We start from the raw sequence: 24,154 nt of genomic DNA on the forward strand, positions 1-24,154 counted from the left end.
GTCAGGAGGTCTTGATACTGAATTGTGTTTCGCCGCCTCGCCGATCAGATGGCGCGAGCTATGGCTTTTCTTCGTGCTGCTTCCGAAACAAGATTGTCAATGCGCGTCGCCTCGAGGGAGGTGATGCAGTTTTTCCGGGTTGCGCGTCACATAGATCGCCGCGATCCTGCTGTTACTGAGCAGAAAAGCCGATATTTGTGTGATGCCGCCGGCCTCGATCGTGATGAAGCCGGGCAGACCGTCGATCATGGTATGGCGAACGAAGCGCGATGGCGCGCGGGCGAAATAGCGGGCCAGCGCCTTGAAGAGTCTTAGTGCGGCGTCGAGCCCGACCGATGGCGACGTTGGCGCGGCAACCTGGCCGCCGCCATCCGTATAGATCACGACGTCCTTCGTGAGCAGATCGCGCAGCGCTTCCATGTCGCCGGTCCGCGATGCCGTGTAGAACGCTGCGGCAAGCTTCTGGCCTTCCACCTTCGTTGCGCTGAAGCGTGGGCGGGCCTGACGGATGTGAACACGCGCCCTGCTGGCAAGCTTGCGGCAGGCAGCGGCGTCGCGGTCCAGCATTCTCGATACCTCTTCGAAGCCGACCCCGAAAATGTCATGCAGCAAAAAGGCGGCACGCTCTAGCGGAGACAGTCTCTCCAGCGCCATCATCAGCGGCAGCGTAATTTCCTCGGAGATATCGTCGCTCACCGGGTCGAAAAACGGCTCGGGCAACCAGGGTCCGATATAAGTCTCGCGTCGTCGGCGCGCGGATTTCAGCTCGTTGATGCAGAGGCGGGTAACGATCGTTTGAAGAAAGGCTGCAGGTTCGCGGACTTCGCTTCGATCATGGTTCAGCCAGCGCAGCCATGCGTTCTGTACGATGTCTTCCGCGTCGGCGACTGAACCCAGCATGCGATAGGCAAGCCGGATCAGCCGTGGTCGAAGACCGGTGAAGATTGCATCGCTATCGCTTGCGGGCATTGGAATCTATCCGGCCGTGGCGGCAGGCGCAGCTTCGCGCCCGAGCGCAAATTGCAGTGTGGTGGTCGCAACACGTCTCCCGAGATGCCGCGCGGTTGCCAGGTCCGCTTCGGGCGGCGCCAGATCCGGCCCCTGATCGACATTAGACTGCGCCGCCGCGCCAAGCCAGAAACCGAGCCTGTTCAAATCATCCTCCGAGCCCGTTGAGGCGCAGTTCGCCGGCGGCAGGTCGAGGCTCACCCAGTGCATGCCATGCTGCGCAGCGAACAGCGCCATCTGCAGGAGCGTCGAGAGCTTGTCGCCCGACCGGGATCCGGAATTGGTGAAGCCGGCGGCGATCTTGTCCTTCCAGAGATATCCCTGGGCCATGACGGCGTTGGAACTGGCCTCCTGGAACGCCTTGAACGATGCCGAGCCGGCGCCGACATAGGTCGGAGCGCCGAAAACGATCGCCTGCGCGGCGGCTAAGTCTTCCCACCGCTGCTGCGCTTCGTCGGTCGTCAGTAGCAGGGCTTCGGCGCCGTGCACTTCATCGACACCGTCCCTGACTGCCTCGGCTTGCCGTGCGGTATGGCCGTAGCCCGAATGATAGACGATGGCGATCACGGCGGCTCGCGGTCTTGCCTTGACTTCGACGGGTCTGGCTTCGCCCGCTGATTCTGCGGTGTACATCTTCGGCTCCCTCCAGAGTGCTATGAAGGAGATGACAGAGCTGCCCGGCGGATTGTGACATCCGGTCATGCTTCCTCATACGGTTCCCGCGGGCTGGGATAGCCGGTTGGCGCCACGCCGGCGGGACGGCTCCAGATGTTCGTTGCCGCGGCATGGGCGGCGTCAAGAACCTCCTCGGCGATCCCGGTTTCGGGAATGGCGCGGGCAAGGATCATCCCGCCGACACACAGCGCCGTCAGGGACAGGGCCTGCGATCGCCGCTCGGCCGGGTCTCCCTCGAGATTCATCTCGAACAGCCAGGTCATCGCTTCCACGAGATGCCGGTAGCTGTCGCGCACACGCGGGCCGGCATTGGCGACGTCGGTCGCATAGGCAATCAGCGGGCATTGCCCATCACGGTCCGCGAGATGGCGGCGTGAAAGATAGGCATCTACCATGCGCTGCGCCATCACCAGCTGGCATGCGGTCGGATCGACCTTTTCTTCCTCACGCCATCTTGCACCGCGGCCCTCGAGGAAGCCGATCATCGCATCGGCGAAAAGCTCTTCCTTGCTGGAGAAATGCGCATAGAATCCCCCGCGTGTCAGATTGGCCGCGGCCATGATCTGATCGATGGTGACCCGATCATAGCCGTGCCGATTGAACAGCACGCGCGCCGCCTCGAGAATGCGTTCCCGTGTCTTCGCCTTGTGGTCTTTCGGGTATGGCATGGTTGCTCCTCCCTGAGGCGGCACGATAGCAGACTTCAAAATATGTCCTTGAACATATTTTGAAGTGGCGCATTCTGCTCCTGTTGCAACCAAGGAGGATCCTCATGCCAAGGTTCATTCTCGCATTTCGTGGTGGCATGCCCAAGAGCCCTGAAGAAGGGCAGAAGATGATGACAGACTGGAATGGCTGGATGGACGGTCTCGGCTCCAGTCTGGTCGACAAGGGTGCCGGCTTCGGCAAGTCGCGTTTCCTGACCGGTCAGGACCGGGAGGAAAAGGCCGGAGATCCGCTGTCGGGATACTCAGTGGTTGAGGCGTCCGACATCGATGCGGCACTCGACATGGCGCGCAGGAACCCGATCTTTGCGCTCGGCGGCACGATTGAGGTTGCCGAGTGCTTGCAGATGTAGATTTCCCGTCGCTTCTGCGTCTCAATGAAAAGTAGAGGCGCTCCAGTTCTGCCTTTCGTGTTCCATGGGTCTGCAGCGGGGCGCGCCACCAGCCTCGCTTCAGCCTTTCTCCCCCTCCGGAGGCGGCGCGCGCTTTACAACGGTATCTTCCGGTTCCAGCAGACGCCCGTCTTGCGAGCGCAGTTCAAGCCGCCTGACCGGCTGGCCGGTTTCACGGTCGAGCAGGGTCACATGGCTTTCGTCCGGCTGGAAAAAATGATCCTCCCCCCACTGCCGGAGGGCCACCAGCAACGGGAAGAGGCCGCGACCTTTCTCCGTCAGCACATATTCCTGATAGGCACTGCCGTCTGAGGCTGGAATCGTATCAAGAATGCCGTGATTCACGAGGTTTTTCAGCCGCGCCGAAAGGATGTTCTTGGCAAGGCCGAGGCTCTTCTGAAATTCGCCGAACCGCTTCAGCCCGTCAAACGCATCGCGGATGATGAGCAGAGACCACCAGTCACCGATTGCATCCAGAGGCCGGGCCACCGGGCAATCTGCGTCCTTGTGACTGGTTCGTTTGACCATGCTGCTTTCTCCCTGCCGGCAGGAGCGCCGGTGCGCTCGCACAATCGCAGTCTACGAATCGAATAAGATGGTTGCAAGATAAAACCAAACTTGATATCGAGTATGTGGTTTCAACATAAAACCACTCGTGCGAATGGATTGATGGACGAGAAAGCGAAGGGAGACTCCCGCGTGGCAGGATCCGGCGTACCGATCGCGACCTCGACACCCGCCCGTCTGTTCCGTGCAAAGGAGATAATGATGACGCACTACCGCACCATCGACATCGACGGACGCAGGATTTTCTACAGGGAAGCAGGAAACCGTGATCTACCCACATTACTTCTCCTGCACGGCTTTCCGGCGTCGTCGTTCATGTTCCGCGAACTGATCTGCCGGCTCTCCGACCGGTTTCATGTCCTCGCGCCCGACTATCCGGGTTTCGGCTACAGCGATACGCCATCGAACGCTGAGTTCTCCTACACCTTCGACCGGCTGGCCGACACTATCGACCGGTTTGTCGATGAACTCGGGGTCGGGAGATATGCGTTGTACATGCAGGACTTCGGCGGGCCGGTCGGCTTCCGCGTTGCCGTGCGACGTCCAGAGAAGGTGAGCTTCCTCATCGTCCAGAACGCCAACGCCTATGACGAAGGCCTGCCCGACGGCTTCTGGTCGCCCGTCCGCGCTCTGTGGGAGGATCCGTCGCCGGAGAATTTCAGCAAGATCCGCGAGGCGGGGATTTCCGAAGAGGCGCTGGAATGGAACTACACGCACGGTGTGCGGGACATAACAAGGGTCAGCCCGGACAGCTGGGTGCTTCAGGCGGCCCTCGTCAACAGGCCCGGCAACAAGGAGATCATGCTTGATCTGCTTTACGACTATCGAACGAACCCGGGCCTTTATCCCGAATGGCAGGCCTATCTCCGAAAGCATCAGCCACCGACGCTGATTGTCTGGGGACAGAACGACGTCATTTTCCCGCCCTCCGGGGCACACCCCTATCGCCGGGACCTGGAGACGGTCGACTTTAATCTTCTGGACACGGGTCACTTTGCTCTCGAGGAGCAGGCTGACGTGATCGCCGGACATATCAGGCGGTTCGCGGCAACGCTTTGAGCCTGATCCTGAATTCTGAACATCGGCCATTGTCCGCGCCTGCCATTCTGCCGGCGCGGCCCTCATCCCTGCGCGGTTCAACTGCATTTGCAGTCACGGCGGCAGGAGAACGTGGTTCCAGCACACAACCTCCTTCGAGGCGAACATGAGTCTGAACAATACGACATCACATCGGGCGTTCTGCAGTCAGGCGGACCCGTCGGTTCTATGCGGGAATTCGCAGGATCAGGAAGGCGAAACAGACCGAAGCCACACCGGGGCGGCATCTGCAACTGGCAGGGTTGCAGCGGCCCGGTCGCTGTCGCGGGCCGTCGCGCTGCTGTTTTCCATCGCCTGCGGGCTGGCGGTCGCCAATGTCTACTACGCCCAGCCGCTGCTTGACGTGATTGCCGAGGAATTCGCCATAAGCCGCGCGTCCATAGGCATCGTGATTACCGTCACGCAGATCGGCTATGGCCTAGGCCTGCTGCTGGTGGTTCCGCTTGGCGACCTGCTGGATCGCCGCCGCCTGGTGCTTGGACAGTCGCTTCTATCAGTGCTTGCGTTGCTTGCCGTGGCTTTCGCCCCAAGCGGTGTCGTTCTGCTGGGCGCCATCTCCGCAGTTGGCGTTCTGGCTGTTGTGACACAGGTGCTGGTCGCCTATGCGGCGATCCTCGCCGACCCGGCGGAGCGTGGCCGGGTCGTCGGCATCGTCACCAGCGGAATCATTCTCGGTATCCTGCTCGCGCGCACCGTGTCCGGCACATTGTCGGACCTTTTCGGCTGGCGCTCGGTCTACGCCGTGTCGGCCGTCGCAACGTTGATCGTCGCCGGCTTGCTGTTCAGGACCTTGCCTCGCCAGGCGAAGCCCGAGGTGCACATATCTTATCCGCGGCTGATCGGCTCGGTGTTTCTGCTGTTCGTGCAGGAACCCGTGCTGCGAATCCGCGCGGTTCTCGCCTTGCTCATCTTCGCGGCGGTCACCGTGCTTCTGACTCCCCTCGTGCTGCCTCTTGCCGCGCCGCCCTTCTCGCTCTCCCACACGCAGATCGGCCTGTTCGGGCTGGCCGGTGCTGCGGGGGCGCTGGGCGCATCGCGCGCCGGGCGCCTGTCGGATCGCGGACTGGCCCAGCGGACGACGGGGATCGGTCTGGCGGTCATGCTCGTCTCCTGGTTGCCAATCGCCCTGCTTCCCTATTCGTTGTGGGCCCTGGTGATTGGTGTCGTCGCGATAGACTATGGACTGCAATCGGTGCACGTCGCAAACCAGAGTCTGGTCTATCGGGTCCGTCCGGAGGCCCAGAGCCGTCTCACAGCCGGTTACATGATTTTCTATTCGATTGGCTCGGCCACCGGCTCGATCACATCGACACTTGCATACGCGCAGGCCGGGTGGAATGGCGTTTGCCTGCTTGGAGCGTCCATCTGCGCCGTGGCGCTGGTCTTCTGGATATCGACCCGGCATTTGACGCCCGGCTGAATTGCCCATCACGGACGAGGGGATGCAGTACTGTCTGGAGGGCATGCCGTCCATGCGCTTCGTCGAGTGGATCCGCGAGCGCCTTCCCGCTCGAACAAATCCGGCCCGTGAAACGGCTCGAACAACATCGCGCTCCCTCATATGGGAGAGGCTTCATCCTTTGCGTCGGCATAGGCCCGGGCGAGAACCCGGGAGTGCTGGAAAGTCAGAGAATGGAAACGCCCAACACCCTCATAGAGAAATATTCATGCGGTCCGGTAGCGCTGGATGATGAACGGCGTGTCAGGCCGGGGGTCGTATGACGATCATATCCATTCGCTCCCAGGACCTGGACGCCCGCCGCCGTCTGGACGCGTTTCAGGATGCGGTCGCGACTGTCACGAAAGTCCGGTTCATGCCCGAGGATCGGGAGAACTTCTCTTCCGAAACGACGATCGTGGCCCTGCCAGACCTGATTCTCTGCCACGCTCGGCATTCACCTTCAAGGGCGGTTCGAACACCGGACCTCGCCGCCGAATCCAGTGACGACGTGTTGCTCCATTTCCCTCTGTCGGGGGGATATTCCATAGAGCAATGCGGGGGGTGCGCTCACGAATTGCGGCCGGGATTCTTTTATGCCGATCCCAACGACGTACCCGCGGAGGTGATATACCGTCCGGATGTGAGCGAGTGCTTCTATGTTTCCATTCCGCGCACGCATCTTGCTCTTACCAGTGTGGATTTGAACGGTGTTTTGCGCAACAGGCTGCCGTTGACACCGCAATGGCGGCTCTTTGTGTCATACGGGCAAAGTCTGTATCGCGAAATGCAGCATCTGCCCGGTGACGCGGCCATGCAATACGCCGGGCATCTGCGGGATCTGGCGCTCATTGCACTTGGCGGCAGGGACGAGGGACAGGAAATCGCGAAAGGGCGCGGTGCGCGCGCGGCACGTCTGGCTGCGCTCAAGCGTGACATCGCTGCCCACCTTGCCGATCCCGAACTCACGCTCGACATGCTGGCGGAGCGGCACAACATCTCCCCGTCCTATATCCGGGCGTTGTTCGGTGATGAGGGCATGGCATTTTCCGACTATGTGCGTGCACAAAAGCTACAGAAGGCCTGGGCCATGATCGCTGCGCCGGACATGGCCCATCTGCTGATCAGCACCATCGCCTTTGAGTGCGGTTTTTCCGCCATCAGCTGGTTCAACAAGGCGTTCAAGCGCCGCTTCGGGCGTTCCCCGTCCGATGTGCGGCATGCTGCCCTGTCGGGGCGCGCGTCGGAAGGTGCCGAGTAGCGCTGCGCCCAAGACGCTGTAACGCTGCGCCCAAGACGTTTTCCCCGCTTCGCCGCATAAGGAGGTCAGGGATTTATGCCGCCGCCAAGGGCGGCATAACTGCGAAAGGGGAATATATGACACGCCATGTCGACACGACGCTCCCGCGTAAACGGCACCGGGTGGCGCTGTTGAGCGGTACAGCCCTGATGGGCGCTGCCCTGATCGGGTTTCTGCCCGCGACTGCCCATGCCCAGACCTACAGCATCGAAGGCGGTGCCAGCGAAACGGTCGATGGGGGTGGAGGAGGGACCCAGCCGAGTCCCTGGAGCCTTCCGGATGCCCTCGTTGTCGGGAATTCGGGAACGGGCGAGCTGACGGTTCAGAACGGAGGTGTTGTCAATGTCATGGCCACCGGTGACGATATAACCATCGGTGGCGGAGATGACGGCACGGTCACGGTCACCGGCGCCAGCTCTGCCCTGAACGTCGGTGACAGACTGAATATCGGCACTTTTGGCGAGGGCGAGCTGAACATCGCGGATTCGGGCGCGGTCGATGCCGGGGATGTCTCTGTGGCGCTTACGGACGGATCGACGGGCACCATGAATGTCGCAGGGGGCAGCCTTCACAGCGGCGGGTATCTTTATGTGGGGGTCGGGAACAACAGCAATGCCTCCGTCACGATGAGTGGCGGGGCGACCGTCGTCAATGACGGCCAGGCGCGGCTTGGCTTCTATACCGGTTCAACCGCGGTCGTGGATGTTGCCGGCGCGAATACACGCTGGACCAGCAACGATGCTCTTTATGTGGGGTCCCAGGGTATCGGCGAATTGCATGTGGCCGATCAGGCTGTCGTTTCAGCGGCTGGCGCGGTTTATCTCGGTAATTATCTCGGCGCGCGCGGTGAAGTGACCGTTGACGGGGCTGGCTCGCGGCTGGAGGGAGATACCGTTCTCTCCGTCGGTAATGAGGGTGACGGTTATCTTGCCGTTTCGAATGGCGGTAGTGTGACAGTCAACAATATAAGACTGGCATACGGGGCCAGTTCTTTCGGCAGTTTGGTCATCGGGGGAGATTCCCTCGGTACGGCGGTGGCTGCGGGAACGGTAGATACCGACATAATCCAGTTCAGGGACGGTGCCGGTACGATTATCTTCAATCACACAGACACAGGCTACGTCTTTGACGCGGATATCAGCAATGGCCCCGGCAGTAGCGTAATACGCCATGAAGCGGGACAGACCCTCTATACTGGCTTTGGCTCGGCCGACGTAACCGAGGTTTCGGGTGGGGAGCTTCTGGTCAATGGAACCCTGAATGGGACGACCACCGTAACCGGCGGCATACTCGGCGGAACAGGTACGCTGGAAGGCGTGACAATTGCTTCAGGCGGCACACTCGCACCGGGGAATTCCATTGGTACGCTGAACGTTCTCAATATGACGTTCGATACAGGCTCCACCTATACGGTCGAACTTGACGATGCCGGCTTTGTGCCGGGCACGAACAATGATCTGATTGCAGCCTCGGAAGAGGTCACAATCAATGGCGGCACGGTGCATGTCACGCCGGAGAACGGCGCCGCCGACGGTTCTTCCTATGCGCCGGGCACCTACACCATCATCACTGCGGTGGACGGGATAACAGGCACCTTTGACACGCTTACCGATGACTATGCGTTCCTCGACTTTACCCTCGACTATGGAACGTTTGGGCAGGTGGATCTGATTTCAGCCCTGGCCGGCGGGGGAGCGGGGACCTGTCCGACCGATCTGACGTTCAATCAGGGGAACACTTGCGGTGGCGTGCTTTCGCTCGGCTCAGGAAATAGCGTGTATGACGCCGTCATCATGCTGTCCAATGCCGAAGCGCCCGTCGCGCTCGATCTGCTTTCGGGCGAGGTTCATGCCTCTGCAAAAACGGCACTCCTGGAGGACAGCCGCTTCGCCCGCGAGGCGGCGCTGGACCGGTTGCGTGTCGCGCTCGGCGGCGTGCGCGCCAAGGTTGGTCCGGCCCCAGAGGAGGCGCCTCAAGGACCGGAGATCTGGCTACAGGGCTCCGGTGCCTGGAGCCGATGGGGCGGTGATGGCAATGCCGCAACGCTCGATCGCAACATTGGCGGGCTTTTCATGGGAGCGGACGCCGAGGTCGCCAGAGACATCCGTGTCGGACTGATTGGCGGCTACAGCCGGTCGGGCTTAAGCGTTTCTGACCGCATGACTTCGGGGACAGTGGACAGCTACACGCTTGGTGCCTATGCGGGTGGAAACTGGGATGCCTTCTCGCTCAAGGGGGGGCGGCCTACAGCTGGAACCATCTCGACACATCCCGCTCGGCGACCTTCACTGGCTTCTCGGACAGCCTCAGCGCTTCCTACAATGCCCAGACCTTTCAGGCTTACGCGGAGGCGGCCTACAGCATCGAACATGGCAGCGCCCGTTTTGAACCCTTCGCAAACCTGGCCTTCGCGAACCTTGCCACGGATGGCTACACCGAAAGGGGCGGCGCGGCGGCGCTGACCTCGGCCAGCCAAAGCAGCAATGCCGTCTATACAACGCTTGGTATCCGTGCAGAAACGCCGATCGCGCTCGGTGAAACCACGGCCACGCTTTCGGGGGATATTGGCTGGCGCCACGCTTTTGGCGATACGCCGACCTCCACGCACAGCTTCGTTTCGGGCGGCGATGCCTTCACTGTCGCCGGTGTGCCGCTTGCCCGCAATGCGCTGGTGCTCGGTGCCGGCTTCAACGTCGGCGTCGCCGACAATGCGAGTTTCGGCCTGAGCTACAACGGCCAGCTTGGTTCCGGGCTTGCCGACCATGCCGCCAAGGCGAGCCTTAGTGTGACGTTCTGATCCCTTGTCTCGTCGCGGTTCCGGACGGCGCGCCGGCATCCACTTCCTATGGAAACGCTTCAGACATCGGCCATCGCCTTCCGGCGATGGCCTTTCTCATCAGCTCCATTGCCGTGCACCCGCGGGGAAGGCGGTGTCAGCCGCCATAGAGAAGTTGCGGAAGCCAGAGCACAAGCTGCGGGATGAACGTCAGCAGAAGCAGAACGGCAAGGAGCGGCACCAGGAACGGCAGCGTGGCCCTGACGCATTGTTCAAACGGCACCCGGGAAACCCGTGACAGGACGAACAGCACCATCCCGACGGGTGGCGTCAGCAGGCCCAGCATCAGGTTGAGGATCACGATAATGCCGAGGTGAACGGGATCGATGCCAAACTGCGCGGCAACCGGCATGAGAACCGGAACCAGAATGGAAATCGCCGCGATCGTCTCCATGAACAGGCCGACGATCAGGACCACGATCATGATCAGGAGCAGAACCATCGCCCTGCTGTCCGTAAAGGACAGCACAAATTCGGCGAAATGCGTCGCCACCTGATTGGCGGTGAGGATCCACGCAAACACCGACGCCGCCCCGACAATCATCATGATTGCCGCTGTCGTCTCGATGGTTTCGAGTGAAATGACGGCGAGCTTCCTGGGTGTCAGCGTACGATAGACGATAACGCCGAGAAAAAGCGCATAGGCCGCGGCGGCGATCGCCGCTTCGGTGGGCGTGAACGCGCCCGATACGATGCCACCGACAATGATGACGGGCGTCATGAGCGGAAGGAACGCTGCCTTGAACCGGCTCGCAATCGTGTCCAGCCGGAAAGCCACGTCGCGTGGATAATTCCTCCTGCGTGATTTCCACCAGACCATGGCGGAAAGGGACACTGCCATCAGCAGGCCCGGAACAATGCCGGCGACGAAAAGCTGCCCGATGGAAACGGACGCCATGACGCCGAAAATCACCAGTGGCAGGGATGGCGGGATGATCGGCCCGATGGTCGACGATGCCGCCGTGACACCGACGCTGAAGTCGTCGTCATAGCCGGCCTCGCGCATCGCCTTGATCTCGATCGCGCCCAGTCCGCCGGCATCGGCCACGGCCGCACCGGACATGCCTGCAAAGATGATGCTTGCGCCGATGTTCACATGTCCCAGGCCGCCATGCATCCATCCAACAATGGCGCGCGCGAAGCCGAATATGCGGGCGGTGATCCCGGCGGAATTCATCAATGCGCCGGCGAATATGAAAAAGGGTATGGCCAGCAGGGGAAAACTGTCCATTCCGTTGACCATGTTGTGCATCAACACCACGGGTGGAAGACCCGAATGGAGGATGTACGCGAAGGATGAGAGCGCCAGAGAAAACGCGATGGGAACTCTGAGCAGCATCAGGACGAACAGGGAAACGAAGAGAATAGTCAGGCCCATCTGCCGTCAGCTCCGTATCATCTGTCTCACGCGCAGCATGAGCTGCGTGGTCGCCACAACTGCGTTGACGCCGGCCAGAGCCATCACGGCTGCGTGGAGGTAGTATTTCGGGAAAGGAAGCGACACCATCCGCTGGAACGATGTCCGCTGGATCAGCTCCCAGGCGGACCAGAGAAGAATCGTGAACAGCACTACGGTGCACAGCAGCGAAAACACATGCACGAGGCCGAGTTTGCGCCCGTAATACTTGTCGACGAATTCCAGCACGATATGGCTTCCGGTGATCTGGCAGCGAACCGCACCGGCAAACGCCAGTATGACCAGCAGATAGCGCGCGGCCTCCTCGGTCCAGCTTATCGAGTCGTTGAGGACGTATCGCGTGAAAAACTGAACAAAAACAACAAGAAATAAAGCAAGAAAGATTGCGAGAAGCGCGTAGTCCGCCAGGCTTATCCTAAAGCCTGCGAAATGCGCTTCGTCCTCTGCGGAAATCGCGTCGAAGTCGATTTCCGGCACCATGGTGTTCTGCGCCATCAGCGCGTCCTCCCGTTGCGCAAATGGGCCCGGCAAATGCCGGACCCACAGGCCGATGTCATTCCTGAATGGCTTGAAGGCGTTCGAAGATAGCGGCATCCCACGGCACATCCTCGCCCGTCAGATGCGGGGCGACGGCTTCCATGAATGGCTTGCGATCCACTTCGTTCACGGTCACTCCCTGGTCGCGGAACCAGTCAGCCAGCTCTCCCTCCGAGGCGACGATCTCATCCGATGTCTGCGTTGCCACGGTGGCGAGCGCCTCCAGCAGAGCCTTGCCGTCGTCACCCATTTTGTTCATCGTCACGGGCGATACGACGGTCGCCAGCGAGTTTGTGATGTGCCCGGTCAGATTGATGTTCGACTGGACCTCGTAGAACTTCTTGAACTGGATCGTTGGGAGTGGATTTTCCTGCGCGTCGACCACACCCTGCTGCAGGGCGAGATACACCTCGGCGAACGCCATTGGGGTGGGGTTTGCGCCTGTGGCGCGCGGGAACATCTGATAGGCCGGAGCGTTGGGCGTCCGAATTTTCAGACCCTCCATATCCTTCGGCGAAAGGATCGGCTTGTTGGCGGTCACATGGCGTGCACCGTAATAGGTCATGGCCGCGACCGTATTGCCGGAAACCTTGTTATACGCCTCACTCATCTCATCGAAGAGGTCGGAATTCACATAGGCCTTCCAGTGTTCATAGGAACGCATGGTGAAGGGGTAGTCGGAAATGCTTATGGGGCCGTAGGATTGCCCGAGAAAGGCAACGCCCGTGTAGATCACATCCACCGTTCCCAGTGAAAGCGCTTCGTTGAGGGCTGCTTCCTTCCCAAGCTGCGATGCGGGGAAGACTTCCATCCTGTACCGGCCCTCGGTCGCTTCCTCAAGAAGCTCGGCTGCGCGAAGCGCCGCCGCATGATAGGGGGTGGATGCCTCGTAGACGTGACCGAACTTCAGGACGTCCTGGGCGAAGGTGGCCGTTGCACTGGCGGCGATGGCCACAGCGGCTCCGATGGAGAGCGCGCGAAGTCTGGATAGTTTCAACATGGTTCCTCCCAAAAGAAATGTGCAGCTTCTCCCGGTGTAGCTGCATCAGGCACCTGTTATTGCCCCGCTGCCTCCGTTTGAAGGAAGCGGAACATTCCCGTCCTCCCACCCCTCATTGCGGGGGAGAACCAGGGCATTTACGGAGCCATGACGGCTCCGTTTTCGGCGATGCGAGGATCGACGAAATGCTCATGCAGATGATCGGCATGTACGAATACGCCGGCAGCCCTCCTTGCTGGACACGGCGATAGAGCTGATGATCGGCATGTGTTGAATATCATCACAAAGCCCCACACCTCCTGCGTGAGGCCACGATGGCAGCCTGTTTGCTGACACCACCGGCATAGTGGGCCTGGCATCGTTTGAGCTGGCGATGCTGATGATGGCGCCCCAACGCGTCTGAAGGCGCCCGGTCAAAGCACCGACCGCCTCGACTGCTGCGACGCAGAGCCTGTGGCCACAGGCTGCAGGCAGGTCAGGGCGCACGGAAATCCGGCATTCTGCCTGCAATTTGTCGCTCGATCAGAGCTGCCCATTAAACGAGACGTGTCCACCCGACTGCACCCCCCGAGGTGAGCAGCCATCCGACCGGCGTGCTCAATGTTTATATATGAAGCATACATTCATTTATAAATCAAACACTAGATCGCCGCGCGTTCATCCGGACGCACAAAGGACGATCTGAATTCTTGATGGAGCATCGGAATAATCCGAAAACCGGATTCCACTTTTCGGTCCGATGCTTTAGCTCCGCCATCGGTTGCCTTCCGTCGGAATGTGCCAACGCCGATGCAGCGGAAGGCCCGGATTTTCGCCTATGGATGGCGGACTTCGGACCGAAGGCGGCCACAGGACTGGCAGGGCGTTCGAGCCGGCTCGGTCGTGCCGATGATTTTGTCATGGAACCCGGCTGCGGTGTGTTGCGCGGCGACGGCTTCGCCGCTAGGGTCGCTCCCGCATGCGGTTCCGCATCCTGCGGATGAAAAGGGAACCCGGTGCGATCTCCTGGCGGGATCAATTCCGGGGCTGCCCTCGCAACTGTAAGCGGCAAGTTCTTTCCAATGCCACTGGCCAGAGCCGGGAAGGCGGAGCGAACGTCCGAGCCGCGAGCCAGGAGACCTGCCTCATGCATCGACCATAAACGCCGGACGAGGTGCGCCGGCAGGAGGATCAGAATGTATGCAGGCGCGGCTTCGCCGGCGACGAGACGATTTAACAGACTCGATTGCGTTCGATATGTTATATCATTTCAAATGAATCGTTCCCATCTTTTCCCATCGGTTGCTGCAGGTGGCCCGAATGCGCGTTGATCTGGCTGGATTTGCGCGGGAGGGGGCATTGGGCGACCACGCTGCTCTCATGCGCCTCGTGGAACGCGCCGATGCGCTTGGCTTTGGCGGCATCTGGTTCAACGAGTTTCACTTCGCCCGGGAGGCGCTGCCCTATCCGTCGACGCTGTTGCTCGGCGCAGAAATCCTGGCGCGTACGGAGCGGCTGCGCTTCGGCACGTCGATCCTCGTCCTGCCGCTCTATCACCCGCTCATGCTGGCCGAGCAGATCGCACAGCTTGATTTTCAGAGCGGCGGCCGGGTCGATGTGGGCATCGGACGTGGCACGGAGCCCGCGACTTTCACTGCTCTTGAGATTGCGCGTGATGATGCGCACCGTCGCTTCTGCGAGGCGCTCAGGATCATGATCGATGCGTGGACAAAGCCGCATTGCTCTGCCGATGCCGGACCCTGGAAATTCGCCAATGTCGCCGTCGGACCGCCTCCGGTGCAGAAACCGCATCCGCCCGTCTACGTGGCCGGCGTCTCAGAAGAAACCGTCGACATCGCCGCGCGAAACGGGTTTCCGCTGCTGCTCAGTCTCGAACCGAACGAGGCGCGGCAATTGCCCGTGTTTCACGCCGCACTTGATCGGCATGGCGCGTCGCGAGCATCGCTCACGACCTCGTCGCTCTCGCGTTACGTGGTGATTGCGCCGACCCGGGCTGAAGCTGATGAGCGGGTCGACATGCTTCTCGATAGACTGAACACGCGTCGTGCCGAACGCGCGCTGGCACGCGGGATGACGCCGCCAGAGCCGCGCAGCCGCGCTTTGATGATGGCTGATTTCACCATCGCGGGGACACCAGAGGATTGCCACGCACAACTGTGTGCGCTTTCGGCACGCACGGGTTCCAGCAGCATTCGCTGCCTGTTCAGCGCCAATGGCCTGATCGCCAACGATGTAGCGCTCAGGGGCATGGAGCTTTTTGCTGCCGAAGTGCTTCCGGCTTTCGACAGGCAGGCCTCTTCACCAACCCCATCTGAAAACGCCGGGAATGAGCCGGCTTTGCAAGGAGTGAATTCATGATGCGTTATGGCGGTCTCCGCGCTTTTGCGGTCGCGGGTCTATTGGCGGCTTCGATGCCTGCTTTCGCAGATGGAGCGGGCTTTCCCTATACGGATGAGAACTGCGGTGTCACCACCACCTATGAGGCACCGCCGGCAAGGGCCGTGACGCTCAGCAACAACGCGACGGAGATGATGCTGGCTCTGGGGCTGGAAGACCGCATGGCGGGCACCTCCTATATGGCGAACCTCCAGATCAGCCCGCAATATGAGGAAGCGTATAGAGGGGTTCCCGTGCTTTCGCCACTTGTCGCCACCACCGAGCAGCTTATCGAGGTGGAGGCCGATTTTGTCTATGCCGGCTATCCGGACGGGTTCAGCGAAAGCCGCCACACGCGCGACCAGTTGCATGATCTGGGCATGAAGACGCGGCTCAACACCGAAGGCTGCAATCTCGGCAAATTCGGCTTCGATGAACTCTACGCCGAAATCCGCTCTGTATCTGCCATCTTCGGCGTGCGCGAGCGCGGCGAAGCACTGATCGCCGACATTGAAAAACGGCTCGCTGCAGTGGAAGAGGGGCTCAAAGGCGCGGACGCCATACCGGTGTTCATCTTCAACGGGGGAGAATCCGCCCCACGCGCCGTTCTTGGCAACACCATGTTGTCGCATGTCGTGTCGCGGGCCGGTGGCGAGAACATCTTTGGCGATGTCGCAAATCGCTATGGTCAGGTGTCATGGGAGCAGATCGCCGAGCGTATGCCTGAATACATCGTCGTCTATTACTCCGGCACCGCCGGCGGCCAGGTGGTCGGTGACCCTGCCGGTGAGCTGGGCCAGGGACGGATCGAGATATTGAAGGCGAACCCGACCATCAGGGACGTGCCGGGCATTGTCGGTGAAAGGTTTGTGACGATCGATTCCGTCTGGGGCCAGCCGGGGCCGAGCTCCATCGATGCGGTGGAGAAACTGGCTCGCGCTTTCCATCCCGCGCGGATGGGCGAATAGCAGGCGAGCGGAACTCACAGGATGCATGCTCCCGCCCCGAGGAAGGACGATCCAGACAGCCACGAAGCGCTGCTTGCCGTGCTCCAGTCAGCACCGCCTGCGCGAGGCGCGGCTCTTCGCCCTGTCACTTCCGCCCGCGCGGCGAGCGGCGGGTCGCAGGGCTATGCGCTGGTCATTCTCCTGATGGTGGGGCTGCTCCTGGGCATGGCCATTGCGGGACTGATGTTCGGCTCCGTGCATATACCCGGTGGAACGGCGGTCGCCATTCTCGCCAATGTGGTGGCCGGCGACGGGTTGGTGGAGCCTGACTGGCGCGCGGTCTATGAGACCATTGTCGTCCAGACGCGCATGCCGCGTGTCGTGCTCGCCGCCCTTGTCGGCGCGAGCCTGGGGGTAACCGGCATGACGATCCAGTCCATCGTCCGCAATCCACTGGCAGGCCCGAGCATCCTCGGCGTTTCCTCCGGTGCGGCAACGGGCGCCGTGGTGGTGATGCGCTGGGGGCTTCTTGGCCTCGGCGTGTTCACGCTGCACATCTCGGCCTTTCTCGGCGGACTGGTGACACTCTTCGCAGTGTTCTGGGTTGCGCGAACGGGCGGGCACATGACGCCGACGCGACTTGTGCTTGCCGGTGTGGCGATGAGCGCGATCCTGAGTGCGCTCACAAGCCTGATTGTGCTCACATCGCCCGATCCGCAGCTCGCCTCACGGGTCTTGTTCTGGACACTGGGTGGCTTCGGCACCGCGCAGTGGAAGCTCATTCCCATCCCGCTCGTTGCCCTTGCGCTTGGGCTTGGCGTAATGCTGGTGCAGGCCCGCCGTCTGAACCTCCTGATGGCGGGAGACGAGAGCGCGGTGGCGCTCGGGCTCAACGTCCAGCGTTTCCGTCAGAGCATGTTTGTACTGGCAGCCGCGCTCACCGGCATCACCGTGGCGGTGAGCGGCGTGATCGGGTTTGTCGGTCTCATCATGCCACACATCGTGCGGTTTCTCGTCGGAGCGGATCATCGTCGCGCACTGCCGGCGGTGGCGCTTCTCGGTGCGAGCTTCACCATTGGCGCCGATCTTGTCGCCCGCACAGTGATCGCGCCGCTGGAGCTGCCCGTCGGCATCGTCACGGCGCTCGTGGGCGGCCCGTTCTTCATCTGGCTTCTGCGGCGCGATGCGCGCGCACTCGGGGGTGCGCGATGAGTGTTCGGCCCGGCACGCTCGATCTGCGTTCGGTCACCGTGCGCACCGGCGCAAAGACGCTGGTCGACAATGTGTCGATCAGCGTTTCGGAAGGTGAGATGGTCGGCCTTCTTGGGCCGAACGGCGCAGGCAAATCGAGCCTGTTGCGAACCATCTACCGCATAAACCGGCCGGCATCGGGCACGGTGCTCGTGAACGGTGAAGATGCGTGGCAGCAGCCCACGGAATGGGTGGCGCGCAATGTGGGTGCGGTGCTTCAGGATATGCCGGCGGAGTTTCCCCTGACGGTGCGCGACGTGGTCGCCATGGGCCGCTCGGCGCACAAGAAACTTCTCGAGCCTGATACGCCGCACGATCACACGCTGATTGCGGCGGCAATGGCGCTTCTCGGGCTGGCGCCGCTTCAGGACCGCGCTTTCCGCACACTTTCCGGTGGGGAGCGGCAGCGCGTTCTCGTTGCGCGTGCGCTGGTGCAGCAGCCGCGTCTTCTGATACTTGATGAGCCGACGAACCATCTCGACATCCACCATCAGCTTCAGCTCCTGCGCTTCATGCGCGGGCTTGAAATCACGGTGGTGGCCGCACTTCACGATCTCAATCTCGCAGCCATGTTCTGCGACCGGCTTTGTGTGCTTGATCATGGCCGCCTGGTGGCTGTGGGAACCCCCGAAACGGTTCTGACGCCGGAGCTGCTCCGGCGTGTCTACCGCATCGATGCAACGATCGCCCGGCATCCCGAAACCGGAACCGTCTGGGTGATGCCATCGGCCGCGCCGCCCATCGGGCAGCCGGCGCGCGCAGTGGAGACCGCAGAACAGGCATCGGGGCCGCTGTTATAATTAACGCGGTCTTAAGCGAGGGGGCGCTTTATGAAGTGAGTGCAACAGGTTTCGGCCCCAATGGTGAGCAACGCGGACTTTCCCGGATTTGATGGACGTAGCGCGCAGGTGCTGCCGCCCTGCCGGGTGTGCGTGATGCGATGAGCAGTCTTGCCGAACAGCGCTGGTCGGGGTCGTCATTCGTTGCCCGCATGGCTGCCACCGGGCAGCCCTCCACCGCCATTGCAGCGGCGCTGTTCACGGTTCTGATGATTTCCTTCCGCCCCTTTCAGCCTGCCGGACCACAGGTGAGCGGCAGCGGCGGCGACATCGTCAACCAGCTCGGCTTCGGTGCGCTTGGGGCGATTGCCGTGGCTTCGCTTCTGATGCTGGTTGACCGGCGCGTCCTTGTCTCGCTGTTCAGCCCATGGTGGATTCTTCTCCTGGGGTTTGTGGCTGTCGCCACGCTCAACACGCCGGTACCGAGCGACACGATGCGCACGGTGGCCTTCTCGGTCATCGGCATCGTCACGGTGGCTGCGATTCTGACCCTGCCGCGCGATGCGGACGCGTTTTCGCGAGTGCTGGTCTGCGCCGGCTTTGTGATCCTCGGATTGTCCTATTTCGGCGTGATTGCCATGCGCGATGTCGCGGTCCATCAGGCCTTTGATGTGGAGTCCCAGCACGCCGGCCTCTGGCGCGGCGTCTTCACGCACAAGAACATCGCCGGACCGGTGATGGCCGGACTGGCCTTCGCCGGCCTCTATCTGTGGCGCCGGGGTTGGCGCTGGTCCGGCGCAACGATGGCCATCCTGGCGATGATCTTCGTCTTCCATACCGGCTCCAAGACAACCACTGCCACGGTGCCGCTTGCAGGCATGCTGATCGCGTTGCCTGGCATTTTTGGCCTGCGGTTTCTGGTTCCGGCACTGGTGATTGCCGCCGTCAGCGCGCTGGCCATTGCCACCCTCGGCATCGTCTTTATCGGCCCGGTGAAGGAACTGGCAGCGACGCTTGCGCCCGATCTCACCTATACGGGGCGCACGCCGGTCTGGGACTTTGCCGGAGACATGATCGCCCAGAGACCGTTTTTCGGATATGGCTTCGACAATTTCTGGCTGACGGAGTTCGTGTTCACCTCCGACCAGCCCTTCGACCGTCCGTGGGACATTCGCGGCATTGTGCACGGCCACAATGGATATATCGACATTGCACTCGGCATGGGGCTTCCGGCGCTTGCCGTCGCCATCACCACCTTTCTGCTGGTGCCGCTGCGCGACTACATGCGCACGCCGCTCTATCGGGAAAATGTCTTTCTGGCCGATTTCTTCATGATGGTGGTCACGTTCTGCGTGTTCAACGCATTCCTCGAGAGCTTCTTCTTTCGTCGGACGGACCCTGTCTGGATGTTTTTCGTGATGGGTGTGCTTGGCATGCGGCTTGTCGCGCGCTTCAGGGTGCCGAGCCAGGCGCTGCGCTGACGAAACAAACCGACATTCAGGCGTCATGGCGCCCTGCCACAAGCTGGTTGCGGGGCGTGCACCGCGCTGCGTATTGCGGGCCTGCTGCATAACGGCGCACCAACGGCCGTAGACTTGCCTTCCGTGGTGCATGGACGTACATGAATTTCAGTAATTTCTGAAATTAAAGCAATTCCAGGAAATGTGGAAACCGGCTTTCCCTTTGGAGTTGCGCAAAAACAACAGGATAGAGCGTTTTTGCGGTTCAGCGAAAAGCGAAAACACTCCAGTGTCAGGACCCTCATCATGAACCTCCCGCCGCTCCTGCAGTCTTTCGTGTTGCACTTTGGAGAAATGGGCAGCCGCTGGGGCATCAATCGCACGGTGGGGCAGATTTACGCGCTTCTTTATGCGTCTTCCAAGCCGCTCTGCGCGGATGACATTGTCGAGGCGCTGTCCATTTCGCGTTCCAACGTCTCCATGAGCCTGCGCGAGCTTCAGGCTTGGAATCTCGTCATCCTGAAACATATTCCCGATGACAGGAGGGATTATTTCACGACACCGGACGATGTCTGGCAGATCCTGCGGACGCTGGCTGAAGAGCGCAAGAAGCGCGAGGTGGATCCCACGCTTTCGGTCCTCCGCGAGCTTCTGATGCAGACACCCGGCAGCGAGGAAGAGCGCCACGCGCAGGCCCGCCTCGCCGAGATGCAGACCCTCATCGAGCAATTGACGAAGTGGTATGACGATGTGAAGCATCTGGAGACGGAGCAACTGGCGACCCTGCTGAACCTTGGTGCAAAGGTGACAAGACTGCTCGACGCCAAGGACCGCATTGTCTCGCTCGGTCGCAAGCGCACGGAGCCGAAGACGTCATGACAACGCTCGACGCCGGTATAGGACGACGACGCCCTGAGGCCGCCGGGCGCACCGCTGCTGTGATGCCGCAGGCGCGTCCAGATGAGATTGCGGACACGCTGTCTGCGCGCGACGGGGTCAGCAGGGCCGCGGTGCTACTGCAAACGACGGCATCGCTGCTCTGGCTTCCCCAGGCGGGTCTACTGGCGCTGGCTGTCGGCAGCATTGCCGCCGGTAGCGACGCTTCCGCGGCATGGCTGCCGGCCCTTGGCATTCTTGTTCTCGGCATCGCGCGTGCGGTGATGGATGGCGCGGGCAGTCGGCTGGCGTTTCGTCAGGTGCGGAGCCAGTTGAGCGCGCTGCGCAACGACGCGGTTGCGGCTCTTGCCGAAACCTCGCCGCTCGATGTTACGCGGCCCTCATCGGGGTTCGCCGCGAGCACACTTGCCGAGCAGGCGGAGGCCGTCGTTCCCTATGTCGCCCGCTTCCGTCCGGCGCGGTCCAGGGCAATGATCGTTCCGCTGGCGATCCTTGCCTGCGTGCTGGTGTTTTCGTGGGCGGCGGCGCTGGTGCTGCTCATCGCGGCACCGCTGATCCCGATCTTCATGGCTCTGGTCGGCTGGCGCGCCAAGCAGGCAAGCGAAGAGCAACTCGCCGAGATGGGCAGCATGAACGCGTTTCTCATGGACCGGCTGCGTGGACTGACAACGATCCGCAGTTTCGACGCCGTGGATCGCACGGCAACGCAGCTGCGTGCCAGTGCCGAAGACCTTCGAGGCCGCACAATGGCCGTGTTGCGTATCGCGTTTCTTTCCTCCGCCGTGTTGGAACTCTTTGCTGCGCTCGGCGTCGCCATGGTCGCCGTCTATGTGGGGTTCCACCTGCTTGGCGAGCTGAATTTCGGCGCATGGGGCGGCAGGCTCTCCCTGGCGGAGGGGCTGTTCATCCTGCTTCTGGCGCCGTCCTTCTTCGAGCCACTGCGCGATCTCTCCGCTGTGTGGCATGACCGGGCATCGGGCGAGGCTGCTTTCGACGCGTTGAAGAGGCTGGCGGCGTCGGGGCGAAGGACTGTGGCCGTGTCTGCCGCGAAGGGCGGTCGGATTGGGGCTTGCGGAGCGCTGTCGCTGTCAGTCGAAAAGCTTGTCTTCCGCCACGTGGAAGGGGCTGTCCCGGTCTTCCACGGTTTCGATCTTGAGGTGAAGCCCGGCGAGCGCATCGCGCTTGTTGCGCCGAGCGGCGAGGGGAAATCCACACTGCTTGCGCTCATTGCGGGACTGGTCGTGCCGGAGAGCGGAACCATTCGCATCGGCGGACTGGTCGTGGATAGCGCAAATGTCGCAGACCTGCGCGCCTCCATCGCCTGGATCGGGCAGGATCCGCACATCTTCCCCGGCACGATCAGGAGCAATGTAACAATGGGCCGCGCCGATGTGGATCCGGTGCGTGTCTCGGCGGCGCTCGAGGCGGTAAGCCTGTCGGACCTTGCGGCTCGGCGCGGGCCGGCGATGATCGGCGAAGGCGGCTTTGGCCTTTCCGGTGGCGAAGCACTCCGGCTGGCGCTGGCGCGCGCTAGCGCGACGCCGCAGGCTGGTTTGGTTCTGGCCGATGAACCCACCGCGCATCTCGACCGTGAAACCGCGCGCGAAATCACCGAAAGCCTTCTGCGGGTCAGCCGCGGCAAGACGCTGGTCGTTGCCACGCATGATCCCGTGCTTGCCGCCCGCATGGATCGCGTCATCACGCTGAAAGCACCCGAAACGGCTGGAGCCGGGTCATGACGGGCAATCGCAATCTTCGCGCCGTCGCTTCGCTCTTCTGGTCCGGCAACCGCAGCAGGCTTCTCGCCGGCGCACTCCTCTCGCTTGCCACCGTTTTGTGCGGCATTGCGCTTCTGGGGCTTTCGGGCTGGTTCATCACTGCCACGGCCATCGCCGGGCTTTCGCTGGCGACGGCCCTCGCCTTCGATGTGTTTGCTCCATCCGCCGGCATTCGCTTCCTGGCGCTTGCCCGTACGGCATCGCGCTATGGCGAACGCATCGCCACCCATGATGCAACGCTGGAAGTGCTGGCCGAGCTGCGCGAAAGGCTGTTTCGCGGCTGGGCGGTCGCAGGCGCGGCGCGCGCTATGGCAGCGCGGCCGGCCCGTCTACTTTTCCGGCTGACCAACGATATCGACGCGCTGGACTCGCTTTACCTGCGCGTGCTCGTGCCACTATTCTCGGCAGCAGGTGCGGCTGTTGTCGCCGGGCTGGCGCTTGGTTTTATCGACATCCGGCTTGGCGTCGCTTCTTCGCTGTTCCTGCTGGCAGTCGGGCTCGGTGTGCCCACGATCGCTGCGCGCCATGCCCAAAAGCCGGCACGCCGCCGCGCGCACGCGCTTGAGGTTCTGCGTGCGCGCAGCATTGACCTTGTGCGCGGGCAAAGCGAACTCGCCATGGCCGGGCGGATCTCTGCCCAGCGCGAGGCGGTTGCCGAGGCCGACCGGCGCCTGGCCGAGGCCGACGATGCGATGAACAGGACGGAAACGGGCGTCAGCATCACGCTCGGCATCGCCGGCGCGGTGCTGCTTGCCGCTATTCTGGTCGCCGGCGCGGAACTCGCGGGAGCCGGGCGCATCAGCGCACCCGTCGCCGCACTGGCACTGCTCATCGGCCTGACCGCAACAGAACCGTTTACCGCCCTGCGGCGCGGTGCTGTCGAGCTTGGACGCACGCTGACAGCCGTCCGCCGCGTCGGGCCACGGCTGAGAGCGCAAGATAGTACGCCGGCAAATAATGAGTCGGAAGCCGCGCAGACGGCGGTATACATGGCACATGTCACCGCCGCGCATCCGGGTGCGGCCTATTCGGCGCTTGCCGATGTTTCACTGCAGATCGAACAGGGTGAGCGCATTGCGGTGATTGGTACGAGCGGGGCCGGCAAGTCATCGCTGCTGGCGGCTCTCGCCGGCGAGATGACGCTCGTCGATGGCGCGGTCGCCAGCCTTCCCGCAATCCTGTTTACACAGCGCACGGAGCTGTTCAGCGACACGCTGCGTGGCAATCTCGCGCTGGCCAACCCGGCGGCCGGCGACGATGAGATGCATGTCGCGCTGGAAGCGGCAGGCCTGTCACGATTGCTGGAACGCTTGCCGTTTGGGCTCGACACCATGCTGGGCGAGGGCGGTACGGGCCTTTCCACCGGGCAGGCCCGGAGGCTTGCGCTGGCCCGGCTGTTGCTGCGGGACGCACCAGTCTGGTTGCTCGACGAGCCCACCGAGGGGCTGGACCGTGAAACCGCCAACGACGTGATTGCGCGGGTTGGACGGTTCGCGGCCGGCAGAACGCTCGTGGTGTCAACACACATCCGCCGTGAGGCCGAAGGCGCAGATCGCATCCTGCGCATGGGGCAGGGCCGCCTCCTCGCCGAAGCGCGCCGCGGCACGGCCGAATACAATTCTTTGCTCGACGGTCTGAGACCGGAATGAGCGCTTCCCCCCGACGACCAAAGG

At 62.0% G+C, this 24,154-nt stretch carries 20 protein-coding genes, 1 pseudogene and 1 riboswitch; of the genes and pseudogenes, 14 read left to right on the forward strand and 7 right to left on the reverse strand.

The features are described from left to right. Nucleotides 1-96: 96 nt before the first annotated feature. The 3 genes from AC07E3_RS01900 to AC07E3_RS01910 form a co-directional block, all read right to left on the reverse strand. A complete protein-coding gene (locus AC07E3_RS01900; RefSeq protein ID WP_478360142.1) occupies nt 97-969 on the reverse strand; it encodes a sigma-70 family RNA polymerase sigma factor in 873 nt (290 codons plus the stop codon). A 6-nt stretch (nt 970-975) separates the two neighbouring features. Next, on the reverse strand, nt 976-1,641 hold the full coding sequence (locus tag AC07E3_RS01905) for a flavodoxin family protein (RefSeq protein WP_478360143.1): 666 nt from the start codon (nt 1,639-1,641) through the stop codon (nt 976-978). 65 nt (nt 1,642-1,706) lie between these two features. Continuing rightward, the gene (locus AC07E3_RS01910; RefSeq protein WP_336071654.1) at nt 1,707-2,351 is read right to left on the reverse strand and encodes a TetR/AcrR family transcriptional regulator; all 645 of its coding nucleotides are present in this window, start codon (nt 2,349-2,351) and stop codon (nt 1,707-1,709) included. 104 nt (nt 2,352-2,455) lie between these two features. Here AC07E3_RS01910 and AC07E3_RS01915 point away from each other — a divergent pair, with 104 nt between their 5' ends. Then, on the forward strand, nt 2,456-2,761 hold the full coding sequence (locus AC07E3_RS01915) for a YciI family protein (RefSeq protein WP_065817400.1): 306 nt from the start codon (nt 2,456-2,458) through the stop codon (nt 2,759-2,761). 99 nt (nt 2,762-2,860) lie between these two features. On the opposite strand, the gene AC07E3_RS01920 is transcribed toward AC07E3_RS01915, so the two are convergent. After that, entirely contained in the window at nt 2,861-3,328 is a 468-nt protein-coding gene (locus tag AC07E3_RS01920) for a winged helix-turn-helix transcriptional regulator (RefSeq protein ID WP_223004542.1), read from the reverse strand. 237 nt (nt 3,329-3,565) lie between these two features. Between AC07E3_RS01920 and AC07E3_RS01925 the strand changes: the two genes are divergently transcribed. From AC07E3_RS01925 to AC07E3_RS01945, 5 genes and pseudogenes are all read left to right on the forward strand, one after another. Next, a complete protein-coding gene (locus AC07E3_RS01925; protein ID WP_478360144.1) occupies nt 3,566-4,426 on the forward strand; it encodes an alpha/beta fold hydrolase in 861 nt (286 codons plus the stop codon). Nucleotides 4,427-4,571: 145 nt separating this feature from the next. Continuing rightward, nucleotides 4,572-5,885 carry an MFS transporter gene (locus AC07E3_RS01930; protein WP_478360145.1) on the forward strand — a complete coding sequence of 438 codons (1,314 nt, stop codon included), beginning with the start codon at nt 4,572-4,574 and terminating at the stop codon, nt 5,883-5,885. Between the two features lie 394 nt (nt 5,886-6,279). Then, the gene (locus AC07E3_RS01935) at nt 6,280-7,164 is read left to right on the forward strand and encodes an AraC family transcriptional regulator (RefSeq protein ID WP_478360263.1); all 885 of its coding nucleotides are present in this window, start codon (nt 6,280-6,282) and stop codon (nt 7,162-7,164) included. A 188-nt stretch (nt 7,165-7,352) separates the two neighbouring features. Next, nucleotides 7,353-9,395: pseudogene (locus tag AC07E3_RS01940) on the forward strand (autotransporter outer membrane beta-barrel domain-containing protein); the annotation flags it as partial. A 20-nt stretch (nt 9,396-9,415) separates the two neighbouring features. After that, nucleotides 9,416-10,000: an autotransporter outer membrane beta-barrel domain-containing protein gene (locus tag AC07E3_RS01945; protein WP_478360264.1), complete on the forward strand. Its 585-nt coding sequence runs from the start codon at nt 9,416-9,418 to the stop codon at nt 9,998-10,000. 136 nt (nt 10,001-10,136) lie between these two features. Here the strand turns inward: AC07E3_RS01945 and AC07E3_RS01950 are convergent, their stop codons facing one another. The 3 genes from AC07E3_RS01950 to AC07E3_RS01960 are packed head-to-tail and all read right to left on the reverse strand — an operon-like array spanning nt 10,137 to nt 12,993. Continuing rightward, nucleotides 10,137-11,411, reverse strand: coding sequence for a TRAP transporter large permease (locus tag AC07E3_RS01950; RefSeq protein ID WP_478360265.1), 1,275 nt, complete (start codon nt 11,409-11,411; stop codon nt 10,137-10,139). A 12-nt stretch (nt 11,412-11,423) separates the two neighbouring features. After that, nucleotides 11,424-11,951 (reverse strand): TRAP transporter small permease, encoded by a 528-nt coding sequence (locus AC07E3_RS01955; protein WP_336071666.1) that lies wholly within the window; start codon nt 11,949-11,951, stop codon nt 11,424-11,426. A 58-nt stretch (nt 11,952-12,009) separates the two neighbouring features. Continuing rightward, nucleotides 12,010-12,993 carry a sialic acid TRAP transporter substrate-binding protein SiaP gene (locus AC07E3_RS01960; protein WP_478360146.1) on the reverse strand — a complete coding sequence of 328 codons (984 nt, stop codon included), beginning with the start codon at nt 12,991-12,993 and terminating at the stop codon, nt 12,010-12,012. A 944-nt stretch (nt 12,994-13,937) separates the two neighbouring features. Then, nucleotides 13,938-14,134: riboswitch (cobalamin riboswitch) on the forward strand. Nucleotides 14,135-14,292: 158 nt separating this feature from the next. Here AC07E3_RS01960 and AC07E3_RS01965 point away from each other — a divergent pair. The 8 genes from AC07E3_RS01965 (at nt 14,293) to cydC (ending at nt 24,130) form a co-directional block, all read left to right on the forward strand. Further along, nucleotides 14,293-15,351 carry an LLM class flavin-dependent oxidoreductase gene (locus tag AC07E3_RS01965; RefSeq protein ID WP_478360147.1) on the forward strand — a complete coding sequence of 353 codons (1,059 nt, stop codon included), beginning with the start codon at nt 14,293-14,295 and terminating at the stop codon, nt 15,349-15,351. Nucleotides 15,352-15,404: 53 nt separating this feature from the next. After that, nucleotides 15,405-16,337, forward strand: coding sequence for an ABC transporter substrate-binding protein (locus tag AC07E3_RS01970; RefSeq protein ID WP_478360148.1), 933 nt, complete (start codon nt 15,405-15,407; stop codon nt 16,335-16,337). 21 nt (nt 16,338-16,358) lie between these two features. Continuing rightward, nucleotides 16,359-17,528 carry a FecCD family ABC transporter permease gene (locus AC07E3_RS01975; protein WP_478360149.1) on the forward strand — a complete coding sequence of 390 codons (1,170 nt, stop codon included), beginning with the start codon at nt 16,359-16,361 and terminating at the stop codon, nt 17,526-17,528. Next, on the forward strand, nt 17,525-18,367 hold the full coding sequence (locus AC07E3_RS01980; protein ID WP_478360150.1) for an ABC transporter ATP-binding protein: 843 nt from the start codon (nt 17,525-17,527) through the stop codon (nt 18,365-18,367). The genes AC07E3_RS01975 and AC07E3_RS01980 overlap by 4 nt, the downstream gene beginning before the upstream one ends. A 140-nt stretch (nt 18,368-18,507) precedes the next feature. Continuing rightward, entirely contained in the window at nt 18,508-19,827 is a 1,320-nt protein-coding gene (locus tag AC07E3_RS01985) for an O-antigen ligase family protein (protein WP_478360151.1), read from the forward strand. 285 nt (nt 19,828-20,112) lie between these two features. Beyond that, nucleotides 20,113-20,685 carry a GbsR/MarR family transcriptional regulator gene (locus tag AC07E3_RS01990; RefSeq protein ID WP_478360152.1) on the forward strand — a complete coding sequence of 191 codons (573 nt, stop codon included), beginning with the start codon at nt 20,113-20,115 and terminating at the stop codon, nt 20,683-20,685. Further along, the gene (gene cydD / locus AC07E3_RS01995; RefSeq protein WP_478360153.1) at nt 20,682-22,442 is read left to right on the forward strand and encodes a thiol reductant ABC exporter subunit CydD; all 1,761 of its coding nucleotides are present in this window, start codon (nt 20,682-20,684) and stop codon (nt 22,440-22,442) included. The genes AC07E3_RS01990 and cydD overlap by 4 nt, the downstream gene beginning before the upstream one ends. Then, nucleotides 22,439-24,130, forward strand: coding sequence for a thiol reductant ABC exporter subunit CydC (cydC, locus tag AC07E3_RS02000; protein WP_478360154.1), 1,692 nt, complete (start codon nt 22,439-22,441; stop codon nt 24,128-24,130). The genes cydD and cydC overlap by 4 nt, the downstream gene beginning before the upstream one ends. Nucleotides 24,131-24,154: the final 24 nt, after the last annotated feature.

The sequence above is a fragment of the Nitratireductor lacus genome (assembly GCF_056431025.1).